General features: G+C 71.3%; 16 protein-coding genes and 1 pseudogene. 10 read left to right on the top strand and 7 right to left on the bottom strand.

Features of this window, described 5'->3' with window-relative positions:
• Nucleotides 1-54 precede the first annotated feature (54 nt).
• Nucleotides 55-2,991: a BTAD domain-containing putative transcriptional regulator gene (locus ABZ562_RS29565; protein ID WP_361485339.1), complete on the bottom strand. Its 2,937-nt coding sequence runs from the start codon at nucleotides 2,989-2,991 to the stop codon at nucleotides 55-57.
• A 256-nt stretch (nucleotides 2,992-3,247) separates the two neighbouring features.
• Between ABZ562_RS29565 and ABZ562_RS29560 the strand changes: the two genes are divergently transcribed.
• Entirely contained in the window at nucleotides 3,248-4,474 is a 1,227-nt protein-coding gene (locus ABZ562_RS29560) for an amidohydrolase family protein (protein ID WP_361485337.1), read from the top strand.
• A 21-nt stretch (nucleotides 4,475-4,495) separates the two neighbouring features.
• Here ABZ562_RS29560 and ABZ562_RS29555 read toward each other — a convergent pair whose 3' ends face one another.
• Complete coding sequence (locus tag ABZ562_RS29555; protein WP_361485335.1) at nucleotides 4,496-5,578, bottom strand: AraC family transcriptional regulator; 1,083 nt, start codon at nucleotides 5,576-5,578, stop codon at nucleotides 4,496-4,498.
• Nucleotides 5,579-5,751: 173 nt separating this feature from the next.
• Between ABZ562_RS29555 and ABZ562_RS29550 the strand changes: the two genes are divergently transcribed.
• The 5 genes from ABZ562_RS29550 (at nucleotide 5,752) to ABZ562_RS29530 (ending at nucleotide 11,293) form a co-directional block, all read left to right on the top strand.
• The gene (locus ABZ562_RS29550; RefSeq protein ID WP_361485333.1) at nucleotides 5,752-6,699 is read left to right on the top strand and encodes an LLM class F420-dependent oxidoreductase; all 948 of its coding nucleotides are present in this window, start codon (nucleotides 5,752-5,754) and stop codon (nucleotides 6,697-6,699) included.
• 10 nt (nucleotides 6,700-6,709) lie between these two features.
• A complete protein-coding gene (locus tag ABZ562_RS29545) occupies nucleotides 6,710-7,504 on the top strand; it encodes a glucose 1-dehydrogenase (protein ID WP_361485331.1) in 795 nt (264 codons plus the stop codon).
• A gap of 105 nt (nucleotides 7,505-7,609) precedes the next feature.
• A complete protein-coding gene (locus tag ABZ562_RS29540) occupies nucleotides 7,610-8,737 on the top strand; it encodes an LLM class flavin-dependent oxidoreductase (RefSeq protein ID WP_361485363.1) in 1,128 nt (375 codons plus the stop codon).
• A 62-nt stretch (nucleotides 8,738-8,799) separates the two neighbouring features.
• On the top strand, nucleotides 8,800-10,542 hold the full coding sequence (locus ABZ562_RS29535; protein WP_361485329.1) for a D-aminoacylase: 1,743 nt from the start codon (nucleotides 8,800-8,802) through the stop codon (nucleotides 10,540-10,542).
• Between the two features lies 1 nt (nucleotide 10,543).
• Entirely contained in the window at nucleotides 10,544-11,293 is a 750-nt protein-coding gene (locus tag ABZ562_RS29530; RefSeq protein WP_361485328.1) for an SDR family oxidoreductase, read from the top strand.
• Between the two features lie 6 nt (nucleotides 11,294-11,299).
• On the opposite strand, the gene ABZ562_RS29525 is transcribed toward ABZ562_RS29530, so the two are convergent.
• From ABZ562_RS29525 to ABZ562_RS29510, 4 genes and pseudogenes are all read right to left on the bottom strand, one after another.
• Entirely contained in the window at nucleotides 11,300-11,473 is a 174-nt protein-coding gene (locus ABZ562_RS29525) for a hypothetical protein (protein ID WP_361485326.1), read from the bottom strand.
• Between the two features lie 63 nt (nucleotides 11,474-11,536).
• Complete coding sequence (locus tag ABZ562_RS29520) at nucleotides 11,537-11,698, bottom strand: hypothetical protein (protein WP_361485324.1); 162 nt, start codon at nucleotides 11,696-11,698, stop codon at nucleotides 11,537-11,539.
• Nucleotides 11,699-12,171: 473 nt separating this feature from the next.
• Nucleotides 12,172-13,512, bottom strand: a complete 1,341-nt coding sequence (locus ABZ562_RS29515; RefSeq protein ID WP_361485322.1) for a VCBS repeat-containing protein — start codon at nucleotides 13,510-13,512, stop codon at nucleotides 12,172-12,174.
• 824 nt (nucleotides 13,513-14,336) lie between these two features.
• Nucleotides 14,337-14,627: pseudogene (locus tag ABZ562_RS29510) on the bottom strand (Scr1 family TA system antitoxin-like transcriptional regulator); the annotation flags it as partial.
• 276 nt (nucleotides 14,628-14,903) lie between these two features.
• Between ABZ562_RS29510 and ABZ562_RS29505 the strand changes: the two are divergent.
• From ABZ562_RS29505 to ABZ562_RS29495, 3 genes are all read left to right on the top strand, one after another.
• Nucleotides 14,904-15,590 (top strand): GntR family transcriptional regulator, encoded by a 687-nt coding sequence (locus tag ABZ562_RS29505; RefSeq protein ID WP_361485320.1) that lies wholly within the window; start codon nucleotides 14,904-14,906, stop codon nucleotides 15,588-15,590.
• Nucleotides 15,587-16,378 carry an APH(3'') family aminoglycoside O-phosphotransferase gene (locus ABZ562_RS29500; protein WP_361485318.1) on the top strand — a complete coding sequence of 264 codons (792 nt, stop codon included), beginning with the start codon at nucleotides 15,587-15,589 and terminating at the stop codon, nucleotides 16,376-16,378. Before ABZ562_RS29505 ends, ABZ562_RS29500 begins: the two co-directional genes overlap by 4 nt.
• Before the next feature lie 204 nt (nucleotides 16,379-16,582).
• On the top strand, nucleotides 16,583-18,160 hold the full coding sequence (locus ABZ562_RS29495) for an AMP-binding protein (protein WP_361485316.1): 1,578 nt from the start codon (nucleotides 16,583-16,585) through the stop codon (nucleotides 18,158-18,160).
• A 14-nt stretch (nucleotides 18,161-18,174) separates the two neighbouring features.
• Here ABZ562_RS29495 and ABZ562_RS29490 read toward each other — a convergent pair whose 3' ends face one another.
• Entirely contained in the window at nucleotides 18,175-19,689 is a 1,515-nt protein-coding gene (locus tag ABZ562_RS29490; protein ID WP_361485314.1) for a CehA/McbA family metallohydrolase, read from the bottom strand.
• A gap of 165 nt (nucleotides 19,690-19,854) precedes the next feature.
• Here ABZ562_RS29490 and ABZ562_RS29485 point away from each other — a divergent pair, with 165 nt between their 5' ends.
• Nucleotides 19,855-20,709 (top strand): LLM class F420-dependent oxidoreductase, encoded by an 855-nt coding sequence (locus ABZ562_RS29485; protein ID WP_361485312.1) that lies wholly within the window; start codon nucleotides 19,855-19,857, stop codon nucleotides 20,707-20,709.
• The last annotated feature ends 35 nt before the right edge of the window (nucleotides 20,710-20,744 follow it).

The raw sequence follows: 20,744 nt of genomic DNA, 5'->3' as shown, positions 1-20,744 counted from the left end.
ACTAAGACTGCCGGTCCGGGATAAACGATTGATGAACGTGCCGCGGTAGCCCTGCTATGCGGTCGCCATGGGCGCCATCAGGGCCCGTACTTCCTCCGCCTCCGCGGGGTTGTCCAGCTGCTCGTAGATGGACAGGGCCTCCTGCCAGCAGGCCCGGGCCCGGTCCGTCTGGCCCATCAGGTCCAGGGCCTGTCCCAAGACCTTCAGCACGGTGCCGCGACGGAACTCACCGCCCACGAAGCGCAGCGCGAGGGCCTGTTCGGCATGGGTGGCCGCCTCCGGCGGACGGCCCGCCGCGAGGTGGACCTCGGCCAGCCGGGCGTGGGTGGAGCCTTCCCAGAGGCGCTGCCGGTTCTCGCGGAACAGCGTGAGCGCCTGTGTCAGCTGGTCGAGCGCCTCGTCGTACCGACCGGCCTGGTGGAGGGCGATGCCCAGGGCGAACCTTCCGTTGGCGACCCGCAGAGCGAGCCCCAGGCCGCTGTAGATCTCGACGCCTTCGGCGGCGAGTTCGATGGCGCTGTCGGTGCGGCCCATCGCCGAGTGGGCCCGCGAGATGTTGCACAGCGCGCCGGCGATGCCCGGCCGGTTGTCATCGGCGCGGAACGATTCGAGCGCCTGGCGGAAGTACGCCTCGGCGTCCTCGTACCGCTTCTGGTAGAGCGCGATGATGCCGCGCTCGTTGGGCACCTCGCAGCCGGGAACCGGGTCCTCGGCCGCCAGGGCCAGCTGCATGGCCTGACGGCCCTCGTACTCGCCCTGCTCGTACCGGCTGGCCATCCAGTGCAGATGGGAGAGGGTGAAGCGGGCGCGTCCCTCCGCGCGCGGATCGCCGGCGAGTTCCCCCGCGTCGCGCACGGTCTGGGCCGCCGCCTCGTACTGCCGGGAGTTGGCGCCCGACTCGCCGAGGTCCTTCGCCGCCACCAGGAGGTCGGCCGCGCGGCGCAGCGTGGCGCCGGTCGCCAGCTGCTGGACGCAGGCCAGCAGGCAGTGCGCCTCGGTGAACATCCAGTCGAGTGCGGCGGCCGAGTCCTGGAAGTCCAGCCCCGGGTACCGCGTCGGCTCCAGGTGGTCCACCAGCCGGTCCCCGGGGCGGGCCAGGGCGAAGACCCGGGCGGCGGAGGCGAGGTAGAAGTCCAGCAGCCGGGACAGCGCGGCGTCCCGCTCGGACGGCGGCATCTCGTCCCGCTCGGCGCATGCACGCGCGTAGAGCCGCACGAGGTCGTGGAAGCGGTAGCGGCCGGGAGAGGCGGACTCCAGGAGGCTGGTGTCGACCAGGCTCTCCAGCAGGTCCTCCGCGTCGTCGACGTCCATGTCCAGCACGGCCGCCGCCGCGGCGAGCGAGATGTCGGGGCCGTCGGCCAGGCCCAGCAGCCGGAAGGCGCGGGCCTGTTGGGGTTCGAGCTGGCCGTAGCCGAGTTCGAAGGTGGCCTTGACCGCGAGGTCACCGGCGCGCAGCTCGTCCAGCCGCCGGCGCTCGTCGCCGAGCTTGCCGGCCAGGGCGGAGACGGTCCAGGTGCGGCGCGAGGCGAGACGGGAGGCGGCGATGCGGATGGCCAGCGGCAGGAAGCCACAGGCCGCCACGACGTCCATCGCGGCGTCGCGCTCGGAGCCGACCCGCTCCTCGCCGACGATGCGGGTGAACAGCACCAGCGCCTCGTCGGGGCTCATCACATCGAGGTCGACCAGGTGGGCGCTCTCCAGGTCGACCATCCGGTGGCGGCTGGTGATCAGCGCCGCGCAGCCCGGGGTGCCGGGCAGCAGGGGGCGCACCTGGGCGGCGTCGCGGGCGTTGTCCAGAAGCGTCAGGACGCGGCGGCCGTCCAGGAGGGAGCGGAAGAGCGCGGCGCGCTCCTCGACGCCGTCGGGGATGGCGTTGTCGGCGGTGCCGAGCGCGCGCAGGAAGGAGCCCAGCACGGCGCCGGGGTCGGCGACCAGGGGGCCCGAGCCCTGCAGGTCGACGTAGAGCTGGCCGTCGGGGAACTGGTGGCGTGCGGCGTGGGCGACGTGCACGGCCAGGGTGGTCTTGCCGACGCCGCCGATGCCCGCGACCGCTGACACGGCCATGACACGCCCTTCGGCGGTGGCGAGCTGATCGCTCAGCTCCTTGATGAAGGGTGCCCGCCCGGTGAAGTCCGAGACCGTCGCGGGCAGCTGGGCGGGGCGTACGAAGCTCGCGGCGCCGCCGCTCGGCTCCTCGGCGGCGTGCGCGGAGACCGCCAGCTCCGCGTCGGCCTCCAGGATCCGCTGGTGCAGCGCGGACAGTTCGGGGCGCGGGTCCACGCCCAGCTCGTCGGCGAGCAGCCGCCGGGTGTCGGCGTAGACGGCCAGGGCCTCCGCCTGCCGTCCGCTGCGGTACAGCGCCAGCATCAGCAGCTCCCGCAGCCGCTCGCGCAGCGGGTACGAGGCGGTCAGCGCGGTCAGTTCGGAGACCGCCTCGGAGTGGTGGCCCAGCTCCAGGTCCAGGTCCAGCCGGGTCTCGATCAGGGAGCGGTACCACTCGTCCAGTCGGGTGCGCTGGGTCTCCGCGTACGGACCCGGCACTCCGGCCAGCGGTTCGCCGTCCCACAGGTCGAGCACCTTGTTGAACAGCTCGCGCGCCCGCGTGCGGTCCCCGGAGTGCTGCGCCTTCTCCGCCTCGGCCGTCAGCTGCTCGGCCACGTCGGTGTCCAGGGCGCCCAGGCCGATCCGGATCGCGTAGCCGCCCGACTCGCTCACCAGGATCTCGGAGTCCGGCCCGAACGCCTTGCGCAGCCGCGAGGCGTACGTGCGCAGCGCGGCGATCGCCGCCTCCGGCGGCTCGGTGCCCCACAGGCCGTCGACCAGCTCCGGCGCGGTCGCGGTGCGCCCGCCGCGCAGCAGCAGCGCGGCCAGCAGCGCGCGCTGCTGTGGCGACCCGGTGTTGATCGCCTCTTCGCCCCGCCAGGCCCGGACGGGGCCCAGCACGGTGAAGTACAAGTGCTGTCCCGGCACCCGCTCCCTTTCGCCGTCCATGGTCTCCCCCTCGCCTGTCCTTCCCCGTTCGCACGGGCCAGTTTGCCTTGTCAACGCCGTCCGCGTCAGTAGGGCCCCCACGTCCTCCACAAGCCCGCCATAGTTGGCCGAAGTGGCCATGGTGCGTGGCGCGACGCTTGCGACGGGAGGGGCTTGCCGGGAGCGGGGGAGGGGGCGCGGGAAACGCGTGGTGAACCCGGAGGGAACCCGCACCCGATAACTGACACTCCGTCAGATCAGCGCTACCGTGAACGGCATGGAGAGCTTCCCGAAGATCATCTCGGTGGACGACCACACGGTTGAGCCCCCTCACGTCTGGCGGGACCGCCTCCCGTCGAAGTACCGCGACACCGGCCCGCGCGTCGTCCGGGCGCCGCTGAAGGAGATGACCTTCGTCGGCGGCAAGTTCGCCCCGACGATGGGCGCGCCCGGCGACGACGGGCCGATCGCCGACTGGTGGGTGTACGAGGACCTGCACCGGCCGCTCACCCGGCTGGACACCGCCGTCGGCTGCGCCCGCGACGAGGTCCGGCTGGAGGCCATCACCTACGAGCAGATGCGGCCCGGGTCGTACGCGGTGCCCGACCGGCTCGCCGACATGGACGTCAACCACGTCCAGTCCGCGCTGTGCTTCCCGACCTTCCCGCGCTTTTGCGGGCAGACCTTCACCGAGGCGGACGACCGCGAGCTGGGGCTGCTCGGGGTGCGCGCGTACAACGACTGGATGGTGGAGGAGTGGTGCGGCCCCGAGGCGCGGGGCCGGCTCATCCCGCTGATCATCATCCCGCTGTGGGACGCGGAGCTGGCCGCCGCCGAGGTGCGGCGCAACGCCGCGCGCGGGGTGCGCGCCGTGTGCTTCTCCGAGATCCCGCCGAACCTCGGGCTCCCCTCCATCCACACCGATGCCTGGGATCCCTTCTTCGCGGCGTGCGACGAGACCGGCACGGTCATCGCCATGCACATCGGCTCGTCCTCCCGCATGCCCTCGACCTCCGCCGACGCGCCCCCGGCGGTGGGTTCCACCATCACCTTCGCCAACTGCTGCTTCTCGATGGTCGACTGGCTGATGAGCGGCACGTTCGAGCGCTTCCCCAACCTCAAGATCATGTACGCGGAGGGCCAGATCGGCTGGATCCCGTACATCCTGGAGCGCGCCGACGTGGTGTGGGAGGAGAACCGCGGCTGGGGCGGGGTCGCCGACAAGGTGCTGCGGCCGCCGTCCGAGCTGTTCGCCGAGCACGTCCACGGCTGCTTCTTCGACGACGCCTTCGGGCTGCGGAACCTCGACGCGATCGGCGTGGGCAACGTCCTGTACGAGACGGACTACCCGCACTCCGACTCGACCTGGCCGAAGTCCCGGGAGGTCGGCGAGGCGCAGATGGGCCACCTCGCGCCGGACGTGGTGGAGCGGATCGTACGGGGCAACGCGATCGAGCTGCTGGGGCTGACCGCGGACGGGCTCTGGGCCGGACCGGGCGCGTAGCGGGTACGCGCGCCGGTTCACTCAGGAGCAAGGAAGTGTGCACTGCCGGTCAATGACACCCGCCGGGCGCTCCGGCAGGCTGGAGGCCTGGCGCCGGGGTTCGCCGCGTGCCGGACGCCACGGGGGTGCGTCCGGTGCGCGCGACCTGAGGGCCAGCTGCCGGTAGTCGCTCGGCGGCATCCCGTACGCGGCGCGGAACGCGCGGCTGAAGACGGCGGGATGGGAGAAGCCTCGGCGCGCGGCGAGTTCGTGCAGGGGCACGGCGGACAGCCCGGGGTCGTCGAGGTCCCGCCGTACGCGGTCCAGGCGCTGCTGCCGTATCCAGGCGGAGACGGTGGTCTCCTCGGCCCGGAACAGCCGGTGCAGATAGCTGACGGAGATGTGGTGCGCGGCGGCGACGGCGGCCGGGGTCAGCTGTGGGTCGTGCAGGTTCCGCTGGATGAAGTTCCGCACGCGCAGGAACAGGGTCCGCTGACGCGTCTCGGGAGGTACGGCGTCCTCGGACTCGGCGGCGTGCGCGAGCAGCGCCGTGGCCAGGTCGACCAGCACGGCCCCCAGTCGCGGCCCGTCGGAAGGGCGGTATGAGCCGCTGTCCGCGGACAGCCGGCTGAGGAACCCGGTCAGCAGGGCGCCGACCCCCTCGCTTCCCGGGATGGGCCGGGCGAGCAGCCGGTCGATCCGGTCGTGGGGGACCGGAATCAGCGCCTTGGGGATCTCCAGGCCCACGCCCTGGGGAGGGCCGCCGAAGGCCACGCAGTCGTAGGGGCGCGAGGTGTCGACGACGTACAGGCCGCCGGCGGAGTGCGCCGCCTCCTCGCGGGCCTGGGAGACCTGGAGGTTCGCGCCTTCGAGGAAGGAGAAGTGGTACAGCTCGGGGTCCGACTGCCGGATGAGCTTCGGGGTGCGCCGGAAGGTCATCGGGTGGAACTTCGTGGGCCATACGTGGGCCGGGCCGACCTCCAGGATGCGGACCTGTCCGCGGAAGTCAGCGGTGTGTTCGGTGCTCATCTCCATGGGGGCCATGAGCTTCGCCATCTGCTCGCGCCAGAAGTCGAACCGGTCGGCTCGGGGGAGTTCGTCGCACCGGAACACCGTCTCGATCATCACGTGCCCTCGTGTCTGCCCTCATACGGGTGTGCGCTACAGCGGGTGAAGGTCGGGCCACAGCCACCGTACGTTAGCACCAGGGCTTGTCTGACGAACCGTCAGATACGACGATGGCGGTCCACCGAGGGTCCACCACGGTCCACTGCGGTCCACCGACAAGGAGGCCCGGCATGCGCGTCCTGCCCCGGGGTCGGTTGAGCTACGGCATGCAGCTGCCGATCCAGTCACAGAGCACCCTCTACGCCGAACCGTGGGAGGCGGCCGCCGGTCCGGAGGACCTCGTCGCCGTCGCCCGCGCCGCCGACCGCTCCGGCTTCGCCTACGTCGCCGTCTGCGACCACGTGGCGATCCCGCGGCGGCTGGCCGCCGCGATGGGCACCATCTGGTACGACCCGGTCGCCACCCTCGGCTACCTGGCCGCGGCCACCGAGCGGGTGCGGCTGCTCAGCCATGTCGCCGTCGCCGCGCTCCGGCACCCCCTGCTCACCGCCAAGCAGTACGCGACGCTCGACCACCTCTCCGGCGGGCGGCTGATCCTCGGGGTCGGCGCCGGGCACGTACGCGAGGAGTTCGACGCGCTCGGCGTCGACTTCGACGCGCGCGGGCCGCTGCTCGACGAGACGGTCGACGCGCTGAAGGCGGCGCTGGGGCCGGAGGAGTTCGCCGACTTCCACGGTGAGCACTTCACGTATCGAGACCTCGGCCAGGCCCCGCGCCCCGCCCAGACGCCGCGCCCCCCGCTGTGGGTGGGCGGCTCCTCGCCCGCCGCGCTGCGCCGGGCCGCCGTCCGGGGCGACGGCTGGCTGCCGCAGGGCGACCCGCGCGACCGGCTCCCCGCCCGGATCGCCCGGCTGCGCGCGCTGCGCGAGGCAGCGGGGATCGAGGAGCCCGCCGAGATCGGCGCCATCGCCGAGCCGCTGTACGTGGGCGAGCCGTCCTGGCGCGTGGGGTGCCGCACGCTCACCGGGAAGCCGGAGCGGCTGGCCGAGTCCCTGCGCGCGTACGCGGCCATGGGCGTGGACCAGATCCAGGTGCGGTTCCGCAGCCGGAGCCGCGCCGAACTGACCGACCAGATGGCGGCCTTCGCGGCCGACGTCGCCCCGCAACTCAATCCTTGAGGAGGCCATCGTGGGCAAGCTGGACGGACGCGTCGTGATCGTCACGGGTGCGGCGCGCGGGCAGGGCGAACAGGAGGCGCGGCTGTTCGCAGCCGAGGGCGCGAAGGTGGTGCTCGCGGACGTCCTCGACGACCAGGGCGGCGCCGTGGCGAAGGAGCTGGGGGAGGAGTCCGCCGCTTACGTCCATCTGGACGTGAGCCGCGAGGACGACTGGGCGGCCGCCGTGGCGTTCGCGAAAGACGCCTTCGGCGCGGTGAACGGGCTGGTCAACAACGCGGGCATCCTCCGCTTCAACGAGCTGACCAGCACCCCGCTGGAGGAGTATCTGGCCGTCGTCCAGGTCAACCAGGTCGGCGCCTTCCTCGGGATGCGCACCGTCGCCCCGGAGCTGGCGGCGGCGGGCGGCGGCACGATCGTCAACACCGCCTCCTACGTCGCCCTCTCCGGCATGGCCCTGCTGACCTCGTACGCCGCCACCAAGGCGGCCATCGTCGGGATGACCCGGGTGGCCGCGATGGAGCTGGCGGGCAAGGGCATCCGGGTCAACGCGGTGTGCCCCGGCGCGATCGACACCCCCATGAGCAACCCGGCCCGGCTCGACCCGGCGGCGGACACGGCCCGGGTGGCCGAGGCGTCGGAGGCGGTCGACGGCCTCTATCGCAAGCTGGTCCCGATGGGCCGCATCGGCCGCCCCGAGGAGGTCGCCCGCCTGGCGCTCTTCCTCACCTCGGACGACTCCTCGTACATCACCGGCCAGCCGCTCGTCGCCGACGGTGGCTGGCTGTGCGGCGTCTCGGTCTTCTGACGGCTCCCCCGGGGCCGGGCGTGCCCCTTGACGCCCAACCCCGCCGGTGCCATGGTCGAACCCAAATCTGACGGTACGTCAGATAGAGCAGAGGCGGTGACCCCCTTGGAATTCGGACTGTTCGTACAGGGATACGTGCCGGAGCGCCGACGCCGCGCCGACCCCGAGGCCGAGCACCACGCCCTCATCGAGGAGACCGAGTACGTCATCCAGGCCGACCGATCCGGCTTCAAATACGCGTGGGCCTCCGAGCACCACTTCCTGGAGGAGTACTCCCACCTCTCCGCGAACGACGTCTTCCTCGGCTACCTCGCCCACGCCACCGAGCGCATCCACCTCGGATCCGGCATCTTCAACCCCCTCCCGCAGGTCAACCACCCGGTGAAGGTCGCCGAGAAGGTGGCCATGCTCGACCACCTCTCCGGCGGCCGGTTCGAGTTCGGCTCGGGGCGCGGGGCGGGCAGCCACGAGATCCTGGGGTTCATCCCGGGCGTCACGGACATGAACCACACCAAGGAGATCTGGGAAGAGACCATCGGCGAGTTCGCCAAGATGTGGCTGCGGGACGAGTACCCGGGCTTCCAGGGCAAGCACTGGTCGCTCCCGCCCCGCAAGGTGCTGCCCAAGCCGTACGGGGCGGGCCACCCGGCCATGTGGTACGCGGCCGGCTCCCCGTCCTCGTACGCGATGGCGGGCCGCAAGGGCCTCGGCGTCCTCGGCTTCTCCATCCAGAAGGTGTCCGACATGGAGTGGGTCCTCGACTCCTACAAGAACGCCGTCAAGGACGCCGACCCGGTCGGCGGCTTCGTCAACGACAACGTCATGGTGACCTCGACCGCGATCTGCGCCGAGACCCACGCCAAGGCGGTCGAGATCGCGCTCGGCGGCGGCCTCAACTACCTCCAGTCCCTCCTCTTCCGCTACCACGACACCTTCCCCCGCCCGGACGGCATCCCGGAGTGGCCCGAACTCCTCCCCGAATACACGGAGGAGATCATCGAACTGCTCATCGCCGAGGAGCTGATGATCTGCGGCGACCCGGACGAGGTCTTCCGGCAGTGCAAGCGGTGGGAACAGGCCGGGGCCGACCAGCTCTCCTTCGGGCTGCCGATCGGCATCGGCTACGAGGACACCATGAACACCATCAAGCTCATCGGCGAGCACGTCATCCCGAAGATCGACACCGATCCGGTGCACCGCACGACCCGCTTCCGCCGGACAGCGAACGGATGACAGCTGACAGATATCAGCTGATGTCATACAGATAACGGCTGACGCCAGAAGGGACCCCACCCGTGCTCGACCACCTCATCAAGGGCGCCACCGTCGTGGACGGCACGGGCGCGCCCTCGTACACCGCCGACGTCGGCCTGCGCGACGGCCGGATCGTCACCGTCGCCGAGCCGGGTTCCGTCGCCGAACCGGCCCGCGGCGGCGAGGACGCCACCGGGCTCGTCCTCGCGCCCGGCTTCGTCGACCCGCACACCCACTACGACGCCCAGCTCTTCTGGGACCCGTACGCCACCCCCTCGATGCACCACGGCGTCACCACCATCGCGGGCGGCAACTGCGGCTTCACCCTCGCCCCGCTCAACCCCGAGCGCCCCGGCGACGCCGACTACACGCGGCGGATGATGAGCCGGGTCGAGGGCATGTCGCTCGTCGCCCTGGAGGAGGGCGCGCCCTGGAACTGGCACGGCTTCGGCGAATACCTCGACGCCCTGGAGGGCCGGACCGCCGTCAACGCGGGCTTCATGGTGGGCCACTGCGCGCTGCGCCGCCACGTCATGGGCCCGGACGCGATCGGCGGACAGCCCACCCCCGGCCAGATGGAGGCGATGCTGCGGCTCCTCCACGAGGCGATGGACGCGGGGGCGTGGGGTCTTTCCACCACCCAGTCCTCCACCCACGCCGACGGCGACGGGCAGCCCGTCGCCTCCCGGCACGCGAAGCCCGAGGAACTCCTCGCCCTGTCCCGGGCCGTCGGCGAGCACGAGGGCACCCAGATCGAGGCCATCGTGGCGGGCTGCCTCGACCGGTTCGCCGACGAGGAGATCGACCTGCTGGTGGAGATGAGCGCCGCCGCCGGGCGCCCCCTCAACTGGAACGTCCTCACCATCGACGCCGCCGTCCCCGAGCGCGTCCCGCGCCAGCTCCTGGCGAGCGAGCGGGCCCGTGCGGCGGGCGGCCGCATCGTCGCCCTCACCATGCCCATCCTCACCCCCATGAACATGTCCCTCGGCACGTTCTGCGCGCTCAACCTCATCCCGGGCTGGGGCGACATCCTCGGCCTGCCCGTCCCCGAGCGCATCGCGAGGCTCCGCGACCGGTCCGTACGGGCGGAGATGCTGCGCCGCGCGAACAGCCCCGAGGCCGGGGTCTTCCGGCGGCTCGCCGACTTCGGGCGGTACGTCATCGGCGACACCTACAGCGAGGCCAACGCCGGACTCACCGGCCGCGTCGTCCGCGACATCGCCGCCGAGCGCGGCCAGGACGCCTTCCACACCCTGGTGGAGATCTGCGCCGCCGACGAGATGCGCACCGTCCTGTGGCCGATGCCGACCGACAACGACCCGGCCAGCTGGGAGCTGCGGCGGCAGACCTGGGAACACGAGGACGTCATGCTGGGCGGCTCCGACGCGGGCGCCCACCTGGACCGGATGTGCGGAGCCCCGTACACCACGCGCTTCATCGGCGACTGCCTGCGCGGCCGGAAACTGGTCGGCCTGGAGCGGGCCGTGCGGATGCTGACCGACGACCCGGCGCGGCTGTTCGGCCTGCGCGAGCGCGGCCGGATCGCCGAGGGCTACCACGCCGACCTCGTCCTCTTCGACCCCGACCGCATCGACGCAGGTCCCGCTCGCCTCGTCCACGACCTCCCCGGCGACAGCCCCCGCCTGGACTCCCGGGCGGCGGGCATGGTGAGCGTCCGCGTCGGCGGCGTCGAGACCATCCGCGACGACGAGATCACCGGCGCGATCCCGGGGAGGGTGCTGCGCTCGGGCCGTGACACCCACAGCGTGTCCACGCGGGGCTGAGGTGCCGACGCCCCGCGTCGCCCTCGTCACCGGCGCCTCGCGCGGCATCGGCCTGGCCGTGGCGAAGGCCCTGGCCGCCGATGGTACGGCGGTGTGCGTGACCGCACGTGGTGCCGCCGAACTGGACGCGGCCGTACGCGAGCTGGGCCCTGACGCCCTCGCCTGCCAGGGCGACGTGGCGGACCCGGACCACCTCGAGGAGGCAGTCGCCCGCACTCTGGCCGCCTTCGGCCGCCTCGACATCCTCGTCAACAACGCCGCGACCAACGCCCCGCTCGGCCCGCTGATCGACGCCGACCCGCTCGCCTGGCGCGCGGCCTTCACGGTCAACGTGGAGGCCCCGCTCCGCCTGATCCAGGCGGCCTGGCGCGCCTGGATGCGCGACCACGGCGGCGCGATCGTCAACATCTGCACCGAGGGCACCCACGGCGTGGGCCCCGGCGTCGGCGCCTACGGCGCCAGCAAGACCGCCCTCCTCCGCCTCACCCGCCAACTCGCCGCCGAACTCGCCCCGTCCGTCCGCGTCAACGCCGTCTCCCCGGGCCTGATCCGCACCGAGATGGCCCGCTTCGTCTGGGACCGCGACGAACCCGCCATCGCCGCCACCCTCCCGCTGGCCCGCATCGGCGAACCGGAGGACGTGGCGAGCGCCGTCCGCTGGCTGGTCTCCGACGAGGCGTCCTGGATCACCGGCACCGACCTGGTGGTCGACGGCGGCCGCCGAGTCCGCGCGGCCTACCGCCCCGTATAAGACCTGCTACTGATGCGACTCCTCGGGCGCGGTGATCGCGTGCCGGTGGGCGTAGACGATGGCCTGGGAACGGTCGCGGCTGCCCGTCTTGGCGAAGATCTGGTTGATGTGGGTCTTGGCCCCGGCCTCGGACGGCCCGGTGTCGCACTGGCCGTCGGCCTGGAGGACGCGTTCGCGCATGCCCGCCAGTCCGAAGCGGCAGTTACGAAGCTGGACCCGAGCAGCGCAGTCCTCCACGGTTGCTCATCGTTCGGCGTCCCCTTGCGGATCGCTGTCGCTCTCCTCGGTTCCGTACTCCGCGCGGAGCTGTGCGACCCGCTTGTCCTCCGTTCCGCGCCGCGCCACCAGGCCGGAGATCAGCGCGGCGCCCCCACCGGGGACGAGTGCTGTTGCCGCTACCAACATGGCGCGGAGTACCGTCGACAGCTGGTAGTGCGCCGACAGCTTCCATGCGATGTACGCGCTGGCGCTCAGTGCGCAAACGCCCCACACGACGGAGACGCAGCCATTTGCCTGCCGTTCTGTGTGCTTTTCCGCAACTTCGGGCCCGAAGATGTACTTGCCGGCAGGGGCAGGAGCTCAGTCATGCTGATTGCTCACCACTCGTACTCGCCGTTGCAGGGCGGTAGTGGCTACCGCCCCCACTGCCTGTTGTGCTCAGGGGCAGAACGATTGACCACCCAACTCCTCGACTCACACAGCCCAGCGAGCGGCTGCGGCCGCAGTTCGACCCGGCGTGATCTGGAAGTTCCGCTCGGGAGTCCAGTGGCGGGACGCCGGAGTCTTCGAGGCTCTGCCGGAGGGCATGATCGCCGAGGCGGCAGAGCGGCACCCGGTACCGGGCCCGGAACTACGTGCCCGGGACAGCAAGCATGTACCTACGAACTTTGATCCTTGCTGGGGGCGACCGGGAAGGAAGCCTCGTCGCGGCCCGTACCGTCGGTGATCCACCATCTGTCCGCGCCGAGAAGCGTCAGTTCCGCGCGGCCGTCGCCGTCCCAGTCGTGGACGGCGAAGAGCGTGCCGTCGTCGGGGCCGTCGTCACCCGGCACGGACCGCTTGATGGAGTGCCAGGGTTTCGATCCGAGCCCGTGCTCGGAGCCGCCCCGCAGCACCTCGATCCGCGCGTCCCCCGCCTCCTTCTTCTTGGTGAGCTGTACGGCCAGGTCGTCGCAGCCATCGCCGTTGAAGTCCCCGACGGCGAGCCTGGCGCCGAAGCCCTCCTTGAAGTCGCCGCCGTCCATGGTGACCCACTTCCCCGGCTCCTTCCCGTAGCGGACGCTGACCTGGCCGCGCCGGTGCGGTGTGTCGACCTCGTCGTAGCTGTCGACGAAGCTCCGACCGATGGCGATGTCCTGGCGCCCGTCCCCGTCGAAATCGCCGAAGACGATGTTCTCGCCCTCCGGCAGCCGCTCGGGTTCCTTGCTCAGGCCGCCGGCGGTACGGGCGCCGCCGGTGAACAGCAGGGGCGGATCCCACGGAGAGTCGTAGAGCGCGAGATCGGTGGCTCGGTCGTCGTTCGCGTCCCCGGCGACCAGTACGGGTGACGCGCCCTCGTGGACCGGGCTGGGGATCTCCACGGTCCTGACCGGGGCGCCGGAGCGCTTGAACGGTCCCTTGAGGACGACCAGTTCCCGAGCCTCGTTCGAGTCCCTGAACACCGCGAGGTCGCTGTGGCCGTCCCCGTCGAAGTCGCCGGCGACCGGCGCGGTGTGGTATCCGCTGCCCGGCAGTGGCACACGCCCGTGCGCTCCGCCGACCCGCGGGCCCTTGGGGCCTCCCCACAGGACCTGGGCGGCGCCGCTCACGACGAGGTCGGCGTGGCCGTCCTCATCCAGGTCGGCGACCGTGGGCTGCAACGGGTCGTCGCCCGTCTGGACGTCGTGCGGCACACCGAGGTCGTCGTGGGCGAAGACGGTCGTGCGGTCGGGATCGGGACCGTGCTCGGAGCCGGGCACGACGAACAGGTCGAAGTTCTCCGTCTCGGAGATCTCGTGCACCAGATCGACGAAGCCGTCCCCGTCGAGGTCGGGGGTCGCGGGCGTGGCCTCGCGCGCCGAATCGACCGCCCGGCAGGGACTGTTGGGTACCGCACGCGCGCCGCCGGACGGCCGGAGGACGAGGAACGCCACCACCGCCACCACGACGAGGGAGGCCGCCACGGCGTGCCACATGCGCAAGTGGCGGAAGAACGGACCGCCTGCTGTCGGAAAGTGCATCAGCTCACTTCACGGGCGTGGACGGGGCCCGCACAAGGAAGTGGATCATTTCGTTACGGGGGTGATGCACCACGGTCCCGCCCCCTCGCCCCACGGGTACGCGGTGAGCCAGGGCTTCTTCCGGCCGGGTCTCGCATCGTCCGGGTAGCCCCGCGGGCTTCGATGTGTGACAGCAGGACCGGAGCGGATCGCGGCGCTCGTCGCCGACGCCGGGGCCGACGCGGTCGTCAACGCCGCGGGCCGGGCCCGGAAGGCCGACGATACGGATCTTCATGTGGGCGGCCCAACGCTTGAGACAGTGCCCTCCATGGCGCGTTGGGGTAGATCGCTTTCACGGAAGCGGGCGGTGGGGCCTTTCTCGGGCTGGCAGCCGTACTGTGCTGCTACAGACGCTTCCGCCAACTCACCATGTGGGACGAGGCCTTAGGGCTCCTCACGGAAACGTCGTCCGTTGCCTCGCCTTCCATCGCGCGATCCATGACCTGATTCGCCACAGCGTCACGCCCGTGCCTCGGACCGCCCGACGACGTGGGCGTGGCTCCGACTCTCGCCGGACGAGGCGAAGGCCGGGAGGGTCACCGACGTGCCGCTCACCCACCTCGACCATGGGGCACACGGCCGCCAGTACGTTCTGCTCCACCGGCGACGCAAACAGCTGGTCGACTACGGCAAGGTCCGCTACTGACGGTGTTCGGCACGCCGTGGGCCCCGGCGCGCGCCGGGGCCCACCGTGCGCCTGCGCTGTTCCTGGACCTCGAACCTTCCGCGCTCGATGCCGAGGAGGAACGCCCGCCATCCCTACACCGGTGAAGTGTGTAAGCGCTCAGATCCTCAGGGTCCTCAAGCACCGACGTGCCCCTCAGGTTCTCCATGGCCACGGCTTCAACGGCCGGGTCGGAATCGAAGCTGAAGGAAGAGAACGCGGAGGTCGTACCGGCCAGCACTCCCGCAGTGAACGGTAGGACCTGAAGGGTTACGTTCTGCCTGCCCGCGACATCGAGGATGGTCGACAACTGCTCCCGGTGAATCTCCGAGTTCAGCAGCGGGTGCTCGGCCCTGCGGTAATGGCCTATTGCAAACCGCCGCCTACGCCGAATCCTGGCCGTGGAGGACACGATCACACAGGGTCACGAAAATGCAAGCTTGCATGAGATTACTTGCGACTGTAGGGGTTGCATGTCTAACTTTAGGCGCATGCGTCGCTACAGAGCGTAATCGTGACGTATCGTCAGGGGGCCGGGATCCCCCTCGGGCTTCCCGCCGACGCCGTCGATGTCCCCCTCATCGATCCGGCCGCCCTCCTGACCCGGGCCCTCGTCCGTCGGGCCCGAGCAGCCTGAGCGATGAGGAAGGCCGGTGCACCACGGAGAGGGCGATGTATGGTGCGCAATATGTCACTCGACAGCCCCGTGTCCCGCCGCCTCCTCAGCGATGAGGTCTTCCACCGCCTGCGCGACTCCATCGTGCGCGGTGAACTGCCCCCGGGGGAGAAGGTCAAGGACAGCGAGCTGGCCGAGCGTCTCGGGCTCAGCCGCACCCCGGTGCGCGAGGCGCTCGCCCGGCTCGCCGACATCGGACTCGTCGAGGCCAAACCGGGCGTCTACACCCGCATCACCACCCTCAACCGTCGCGATGCCGAAAAGACCCTCGCGGTCCTGCGCGCACTCGACCAGCTGGCCATAGAGACCGCCGTGCCGGTCATGACCGAGCAGGATCTGCGGCAGATGCGCGAAGCCAACCGGGACTTCGAGCGCGCCGTCGCCGACAACGACATCGCCGCCGTCCTCGCCGCCGACGACCGCTTCCACGCCGTCCCCATCGCGGCCGCTGACAACCCGGTCCTCAGCCGCATCGTCGAACAGGTCCACCCCCAGATCCACCGCATCCTCCACCGCAAGTTCTCCACGCTGCTCGGCGGCCGCAACACCATCGAGCACCACGACCAGCTCGTCGACGTCTGCGCCACCGGTGACGCGCGTGCCGCCGCCGAACTCTCCGGACAGCACTGGTCCGAACTCGGCGGACACATCAACCAGCTCTTCGACACCAACCAGTTCGCCGAAGCGGCTGCCTCTTGAGGCCGCCCGCGGGCGCTTGGGGCGGCGGGTGGGAGCCCGTCACCGCCGGGGAGTCCGGGGCGGCCGTCTTCCGTTCCGATGACGGCTCGCGGTACGCGAAGTGTGTGCCCGCGCCCCAGGTGGCCTCGCTGGAGGCGGAGCGGGACCGGGTCGCGTGGCTTCACGCGCGGGGTGTGCCGGGCGCCCAAGTCCTCGACTGGCGCGTCACCGATGCGGGCGGCTGCCTGGTGACCAGCACCGTGGCAGGCGTCCCCGCGGACCGTGTCCCGGCTGCCACGCTCCACGCGGCGTGGGAGCCGATCGCCGACGCCGTGCGGCGACTGCACGACCTGCCGCTCCAGTCGTGCCCCTTCAGCCGCGACCTCCGTCAGATGTTCGCCACCGCACGCGAGGTCGTGGCGCGGGGCGCGGTCAACCCGGAGTTCCTGCCCGTCGACCAGCAGGACACCCCGCCCGGGGAACTGCTCGCGCGTCTCGCCCCGCAGATCGAGGACCGTCTCGCGCAGGAAGCCGCCGAGGCGGTCGTCTGTCACGGTGATCTGTGCCTGCCCAACATCGTGCTCGACCCGAGCACCCTGACCGTGGCGGGCTTCATCGACCTCGGCCGCCTCGGGCGGGCCGACCCCTGCGCCGACATCGCCCTCCTGTTCGCCACCGCCCGGGAGACATGGGCCGACGACCGGCGGGCCGACGCCGCGGAGGAGGCGTTCGCCGACCGCTACGGCATCGTCCTCGACCGGGACCGGGAGCGGTTCTACCTCCACCTCGACCCGCTCACCTGGGGATAGCGACAGGCTCGCCCAGCAATGAGGCGGCCTCGCCGGCCGTCGGCCTCCGGAGAGCGATCGGCCCGAGTGGGGCGCTGGGGTCCGGGCGAGCACGTCCACCGGGTGGACCAGGACTTTTCGCAGCCTTCGTAGCGTTGGTGATGGGTGGTCACACAACGCCTGGGGTCGCCCCCCGGGCAGCAAGCCCCAGCACGAAGAAGGATCATGAACACAGTCACTGCCAGCGAGAACTACACCGTCTCGGTCTTGGAACGGCTTGCGGAGAAAGGCGGTCGTGACGCGATCGTCGCGGGCGAGCGGCGCATCAGCGGCACCGAGGCCGTCAGCGGGGTCCTGCGCTTCGCTGCGGCGCTGCGGGACAGCGGACTGGTGGAAGGGGACGGAGTCGCGCTGTTCGTGGTGAACTCTCCGGAGGCGCTACAGCTCCAGCTGGCCGTTCATTTCGTGGGCTGTCGACTGGTTTTCGTTCCGCCGGAGCCCGGCAACGGCGAACTCGAAGCGCTGATCCAGCGCGCTGACGTCAAGATGCTCTTGTTCGACCCCATCTTCGAGGAGCGGACCGAGCGGATCACCAGCCGGATCGACATTCCACATGTCTTCAGCATCGGCGCGTCCTCGATCGCGCCCGACTTCCTGACGGCAGCCCCCGACACCGTCGGCTCGCTTCACGAGGCCGCCGATGGCCGCCACGTCGCGACGCTTCTCTACACCGGCGGTACGACCGGCGTGCCCAAGCTGGTCGTTCACCGCAGCGGTTATTACGACGGCTACGTGGAGGCGTCGAGCGAGGACGCCGAAGCGAACGCCAACGAGGCGGCCGACCCTGTGTGGCTGATATGCACGCTGGTGACGCATTCCAGCGGTCATGGCGCCTTCCTGCTGGGCCTCCTGGGCGGCTACACCATCGTGCTGCTGAGGACGTTCGATGCGGGGACGGCCCTGTCGGTGATGGCCAGGGAGCGCGTCAGCAGGGTGATGCTGGTGTCGCCCATGCTGTACGAGCTGCTGGACCACCCGGACTGCCTCCCCGGTCGCTTCCCCGCGCTGACGACCCTCCACTACACCGGTGCGGCGGCTTCCCCCGCCCGTCTGAGGCAGGCGATCGAGCGCTTCGGTCCGGTGATGGACCAAATGTACGGAGCGTCCGAGAACGGACTCGTCGCCCGGCTCTTCCCACAGGACCACGACCTGGACCGCCCCGAGTCGCTGACCAGCTGCGGACGCCCCGTGTCCGGAGTCGAGGTGGAGCTGCGCGACGAGGACGGCAAGCCGGTGCCGGTGGGGGAACTCGGTGAGCTGTACATGCGCAGTCGGTCGGTGATGGAGGGCTACTGGAACGACCCGGAACGTACCGCCGAGGTACTGGACGACGAGGGCTGGTTCCGCAGCGGAGACATCGCCCGGCAGGACGACGACGGCTACCTGTACCTGGTCGACCGGGCACGGGACATCATCGTGACGGGCAACACGGCCGACAACGTCTATTCGCGCCTCCTCGATGACTTCCTCATCGCACACCCCGCCATCAAGGAAGCCGCCACGATCGGTCTGCCCGGCGACGACGACAAGGAGACCGTGCACGTCGTCCTGGTGCCCCAGGACCTTGCCGAGGCCCCGGATCGTGCCCGGCTGACGGGCGAGATCGTGGACGCTCTGGGAGATCTCTACGAGCCTGCTTCCTACTCGATCACCGACTCCCTCCCCCGGACCGCCGTCGGCAAGACCGACAAAAAGGCCCTCCGCGCGGCCCTGCTGACGGCCCGCGCGCAGGACCAGCCCTGACGGGGGCTCGACATCTACCGCCGGCCCAGCCAGATCGGGTTGGTCAGGGCGACCATCGGGCCCGGTATGCCCGACGCGCCGCCGTCCGCCGCCGGGTGGCGGATCTCGGCGCGGACGTAGGCGGCGTAGGAGGGCGTGGTCTTCCACTCGACGGTGCCGGAGCCGGAGTCGGGCAGGGTGGTGGTGTGCAGCGGGCCCTGGTCGGTGATGAAGCGGACCTGGCGGCCCGGACCCGCGCCCGTGACCTTCAGACGGACCGTCACCTCCACGTCGGCGGCGACCGCCAGCCGGTCGGCGATGCCGGCGTGGTGGCCGCGCCCGTCCACCGCCTCGAAGGTGAGGTCGACCTCGGACGACTCGGCGATCCAGCAGCGGCCGGAGCGGATGCCGTCCTGGAGGGCGTCGCGCGACAGGTCGTCGGCGAGGACGACAGTCTGGGGGAGGCCGACGGGCGAGGGCTCGCGGTGGGAGTCGCTGTGGCCGACGGCGGGGAGCCAGCGGCCGTCCCCGCGGGCGGCGGCGACCAGGGTGTTGTCCCACTCCAGGACGGTCGCCTCGTCGTCCGGGCCGAAGTCGGCGTTCCACACCTCGACCGCGTCGGCCTCGTTGAAGCCGAACTTCCAGTTGCAGCCGACGCACGTGCCGTGGGGGTGGGCCGGGATCACCAGGCCGCCCGCCTGGCGGATCTTGCGGGCGAACTGGCCGAAGCGGTTGTCCCGGGCGCGGTAGCGCCAGTCGATGAAGGTGCCCGGGGCGATGCCGAGGGCGACCACATGGCCGTTCCGGGTGGTGATCTCCTCGCCCGTGATGATCAGCAGGTCGTCGCCCCACAGGCCCTCGAACGCGCCGTGGGAGGAGGTGGTGTTGTGCTCGGTGGTGGTGATGAAGTCGAGCCCGGCGGCGCGGGCGGCGGCGGCCAGCTCGGCCGGGGTGCGCTTGCCGTCGGAGTGCACGGTGTGCAGATGGGAGTCGCCCCGGTACCAGGCCCGGCCGCGCCCCTTGGCGCGCTGCGGCGGGTAGACCGGCTTGGGAGTGGTGCCGGGCGGGCCGAACCGCAGGGTGATGGTGACCTTGTAGTCCAGGCCCTGCGGGGCGACCGTGTAGGGGCCGAGGACGACATGCCAGGTGCCCGCCCGGACCGGCCCGGCGAGGTAGCCGGGGGTGGCCTCCGCGGCGCTGATCGCGAACTCCGTACGAGCACCGCCCGACCAGCCGCGGAAGCCGCGCCCGCCCAGCTCCGTACCGCGCTCGTCGAAGATGCCGATGTCGCAGGCGTTCCCCTGTGTGCCGGGAGGCACGGTCGGCTTGTCGTACGAGTAGGAGACCGCGATCTCGCGGACCCCGGACGGCACCTCCACCGGCAGATAGACGAAGTCCGGGGAGCCCGTGGGCAGATGGCCGGTGATCGTACGGGACTTCCCGTCGCCATCGTCCGCGTCGTCGGCCTGCGCGAACGACACCGGGTCGAGCGTGAGCACGCCCGCCGCCCCCGCGAGCGCGGAGAGTCTGAGTACGTCCCGTCGCTGCATGCCTGCCCCCACACTCGGATTCGTGTCACCCGCGTCCCACCGTTGTACGCGTCGATGACATCCGCGGAAAGGCCTGTGGATAACTCGAAGGCGGAGAGGGAACATACGTCCCCCACGCGTCTCTCGTACGTCACACACGTCCCCGGCGGCAGGAGCGGCCCCTTCATGCGCATCGCGACCACCGTCTTCCTCACCGACGAGACCGTCCGCCCCGCCTGGCTCGGGCGCGAGCTGGAGCGGCGCGGATTCGCCGGGCTGTATCTGCCCGAGCACACCCACATCCCGGTCAGCCGCGAGACCCCCGCCCCCATGGGCGAGCCGCTGCCGCGCCCGTACGGACGCACCCTCGACCCGTTCGTGGCGCTCGGCCAGGCGGCCGCCGTCACCGAGCGGCTGGGTCTTGGCACCGGCATCTGCCTGGTCGCCCAGCATGATCCGGTCGGCCTCGCGAAGAGCGTGGCCACCCTCGACTTCCTGTCCGGCGGACGCTTCACCTTCGGTATCGGGTATGGCTGGAACGTCGAGGAGGCCGCCGACCACGGCACCGTCTGGGCGGAGCGCCGCGAGCTGGTCCGCGACCGGATGGCGCTGATGCGCGCCCTGTGGGCGGAGGAGCCCACGGCCCATCAGGGCCCGTACGTGTCGGTGCGGGCGAGCCTGGCGTACCCCAAACCGGTGATCCGGGAGCGCCCGCCCGGCGACCCGCTCACCGGGCCGCGCACCCTGATCGGCGGGGCGGCCGGGCCGCGGCTGTTCGCGCACATCGCCGCGTACGCGGACGGCTGGCTGCCGATCGGCGGTGGTGGCCTCACGGAAGCCCTCCCCGAACTGCGTCGCGTCTGGGCGGAGGCGGGGCGGGACCCGGCGGCGCTGGAGGTGGTGCCGTACGCGGTGCGCCCCTCGCCCGGCAAGCTCGCCCACTACGCCGACCTCGGCGTCGAGGAGGTCGTCGTGCAGCTCCCGCCCGGGGACGAGACGGAGGTCCTGCACACCCTGGACGCCTGCGCGCGGTATTTGTAGCGCGCAATCGTATTCCCGGCACCAGGGCCGAATTG

It is taken from the genome of Streptomyces sp. NPDC019937, assembly GCF_040631655.1.
In the GTDB taxonomy this organism is placed as follows: Bacteria; Actinomycetota; Actinomycetes; order Streptomycetales; family Streptomycetaceae; genus Streptomyces.
The sequence above is the reverse complement of the archived record's forward strand: the minus strand, read 5'-3'. Positions and strand labels throughout refer to the sequence as shown.

Coding starts and splice junctions, on each gene's coding strand:
- ABZ562_RS29565 (WP_361485339.1), bottom strand. CDS start 2,991: ATGGACGGCGAAAGGGAGCGGGTGCCGGGACAGCACTTGTACTTCACC.
- ABZ562_RS29495 (WP_361485316.1), top strand. CDS start 16,583: ATGAACACAGTCACTGCCAGCGAGAACTACACCGTCTCGGTCTTGGAA.
- ABZ562_RS29525 (WP_361485326.1), bottom strand. CDS start 11,473: ATGCGCGAACGCGTCCTCCAGGCCGACGGCCAGTGCGACACCGGGCCG.
- ABZ562_RS29520 (WP_361485324.1), bottom strand. CDS start 11,698: ATGTTGGTAGCGGCAACAGCACTCGTCCCCGGTGGGGGCGCCGCGCTG.
- ABZ562_RS29555 (WP_361485335.1), bottom strand. CDS start 5,578: ATGATCGAGACGGTGTTCCGGTGCGACGAACTCCCCCGAGCCGACCGG.
- ABZ562_RS29485 (WP_361485312.1), top strand. CDS start 19,855: ATGCGCATCGCGACCACCGTCTTCCTCACCGACGAGACCGTCCGCCCC.
- ABZ562_RS29560 (WP_361485337.1), top strand. CDS start 3,248: ATGGAGAGCTTCCCGAAGATCATCTCGGTGGACGACCACACGGTTGAG.
- ABZ562_RS29505 (WP_361485320.1), top strand. CDS start 14,904: ATGTCACTCGACAGCCCCGTGTCCCGCCGCCTCCTCAGCGATGAGGTC.
- ABZ562_RS29550 (WP_361485333.1), top strand. CDS start 5,752: ATGCGCGTCCTGCCCCGGGGTCGGTTGAGCTACGGCATGCAGCTGCCG.
- ABZ562_RS29490 (WP_361485314.1), bottom strand. CDS start 19,689: ATGCAGCGACGGGACGTACTCAGACTCTCCGCGCTCGCGGGGGCGGCG.
- ABZ562_RS29515 (WP_361485322.1), bottom strand. CDS start 13,512: ATGCACTTTCCGACAGCAGGCGGTCCGTTCTTCCGCCACTTGCGCATG.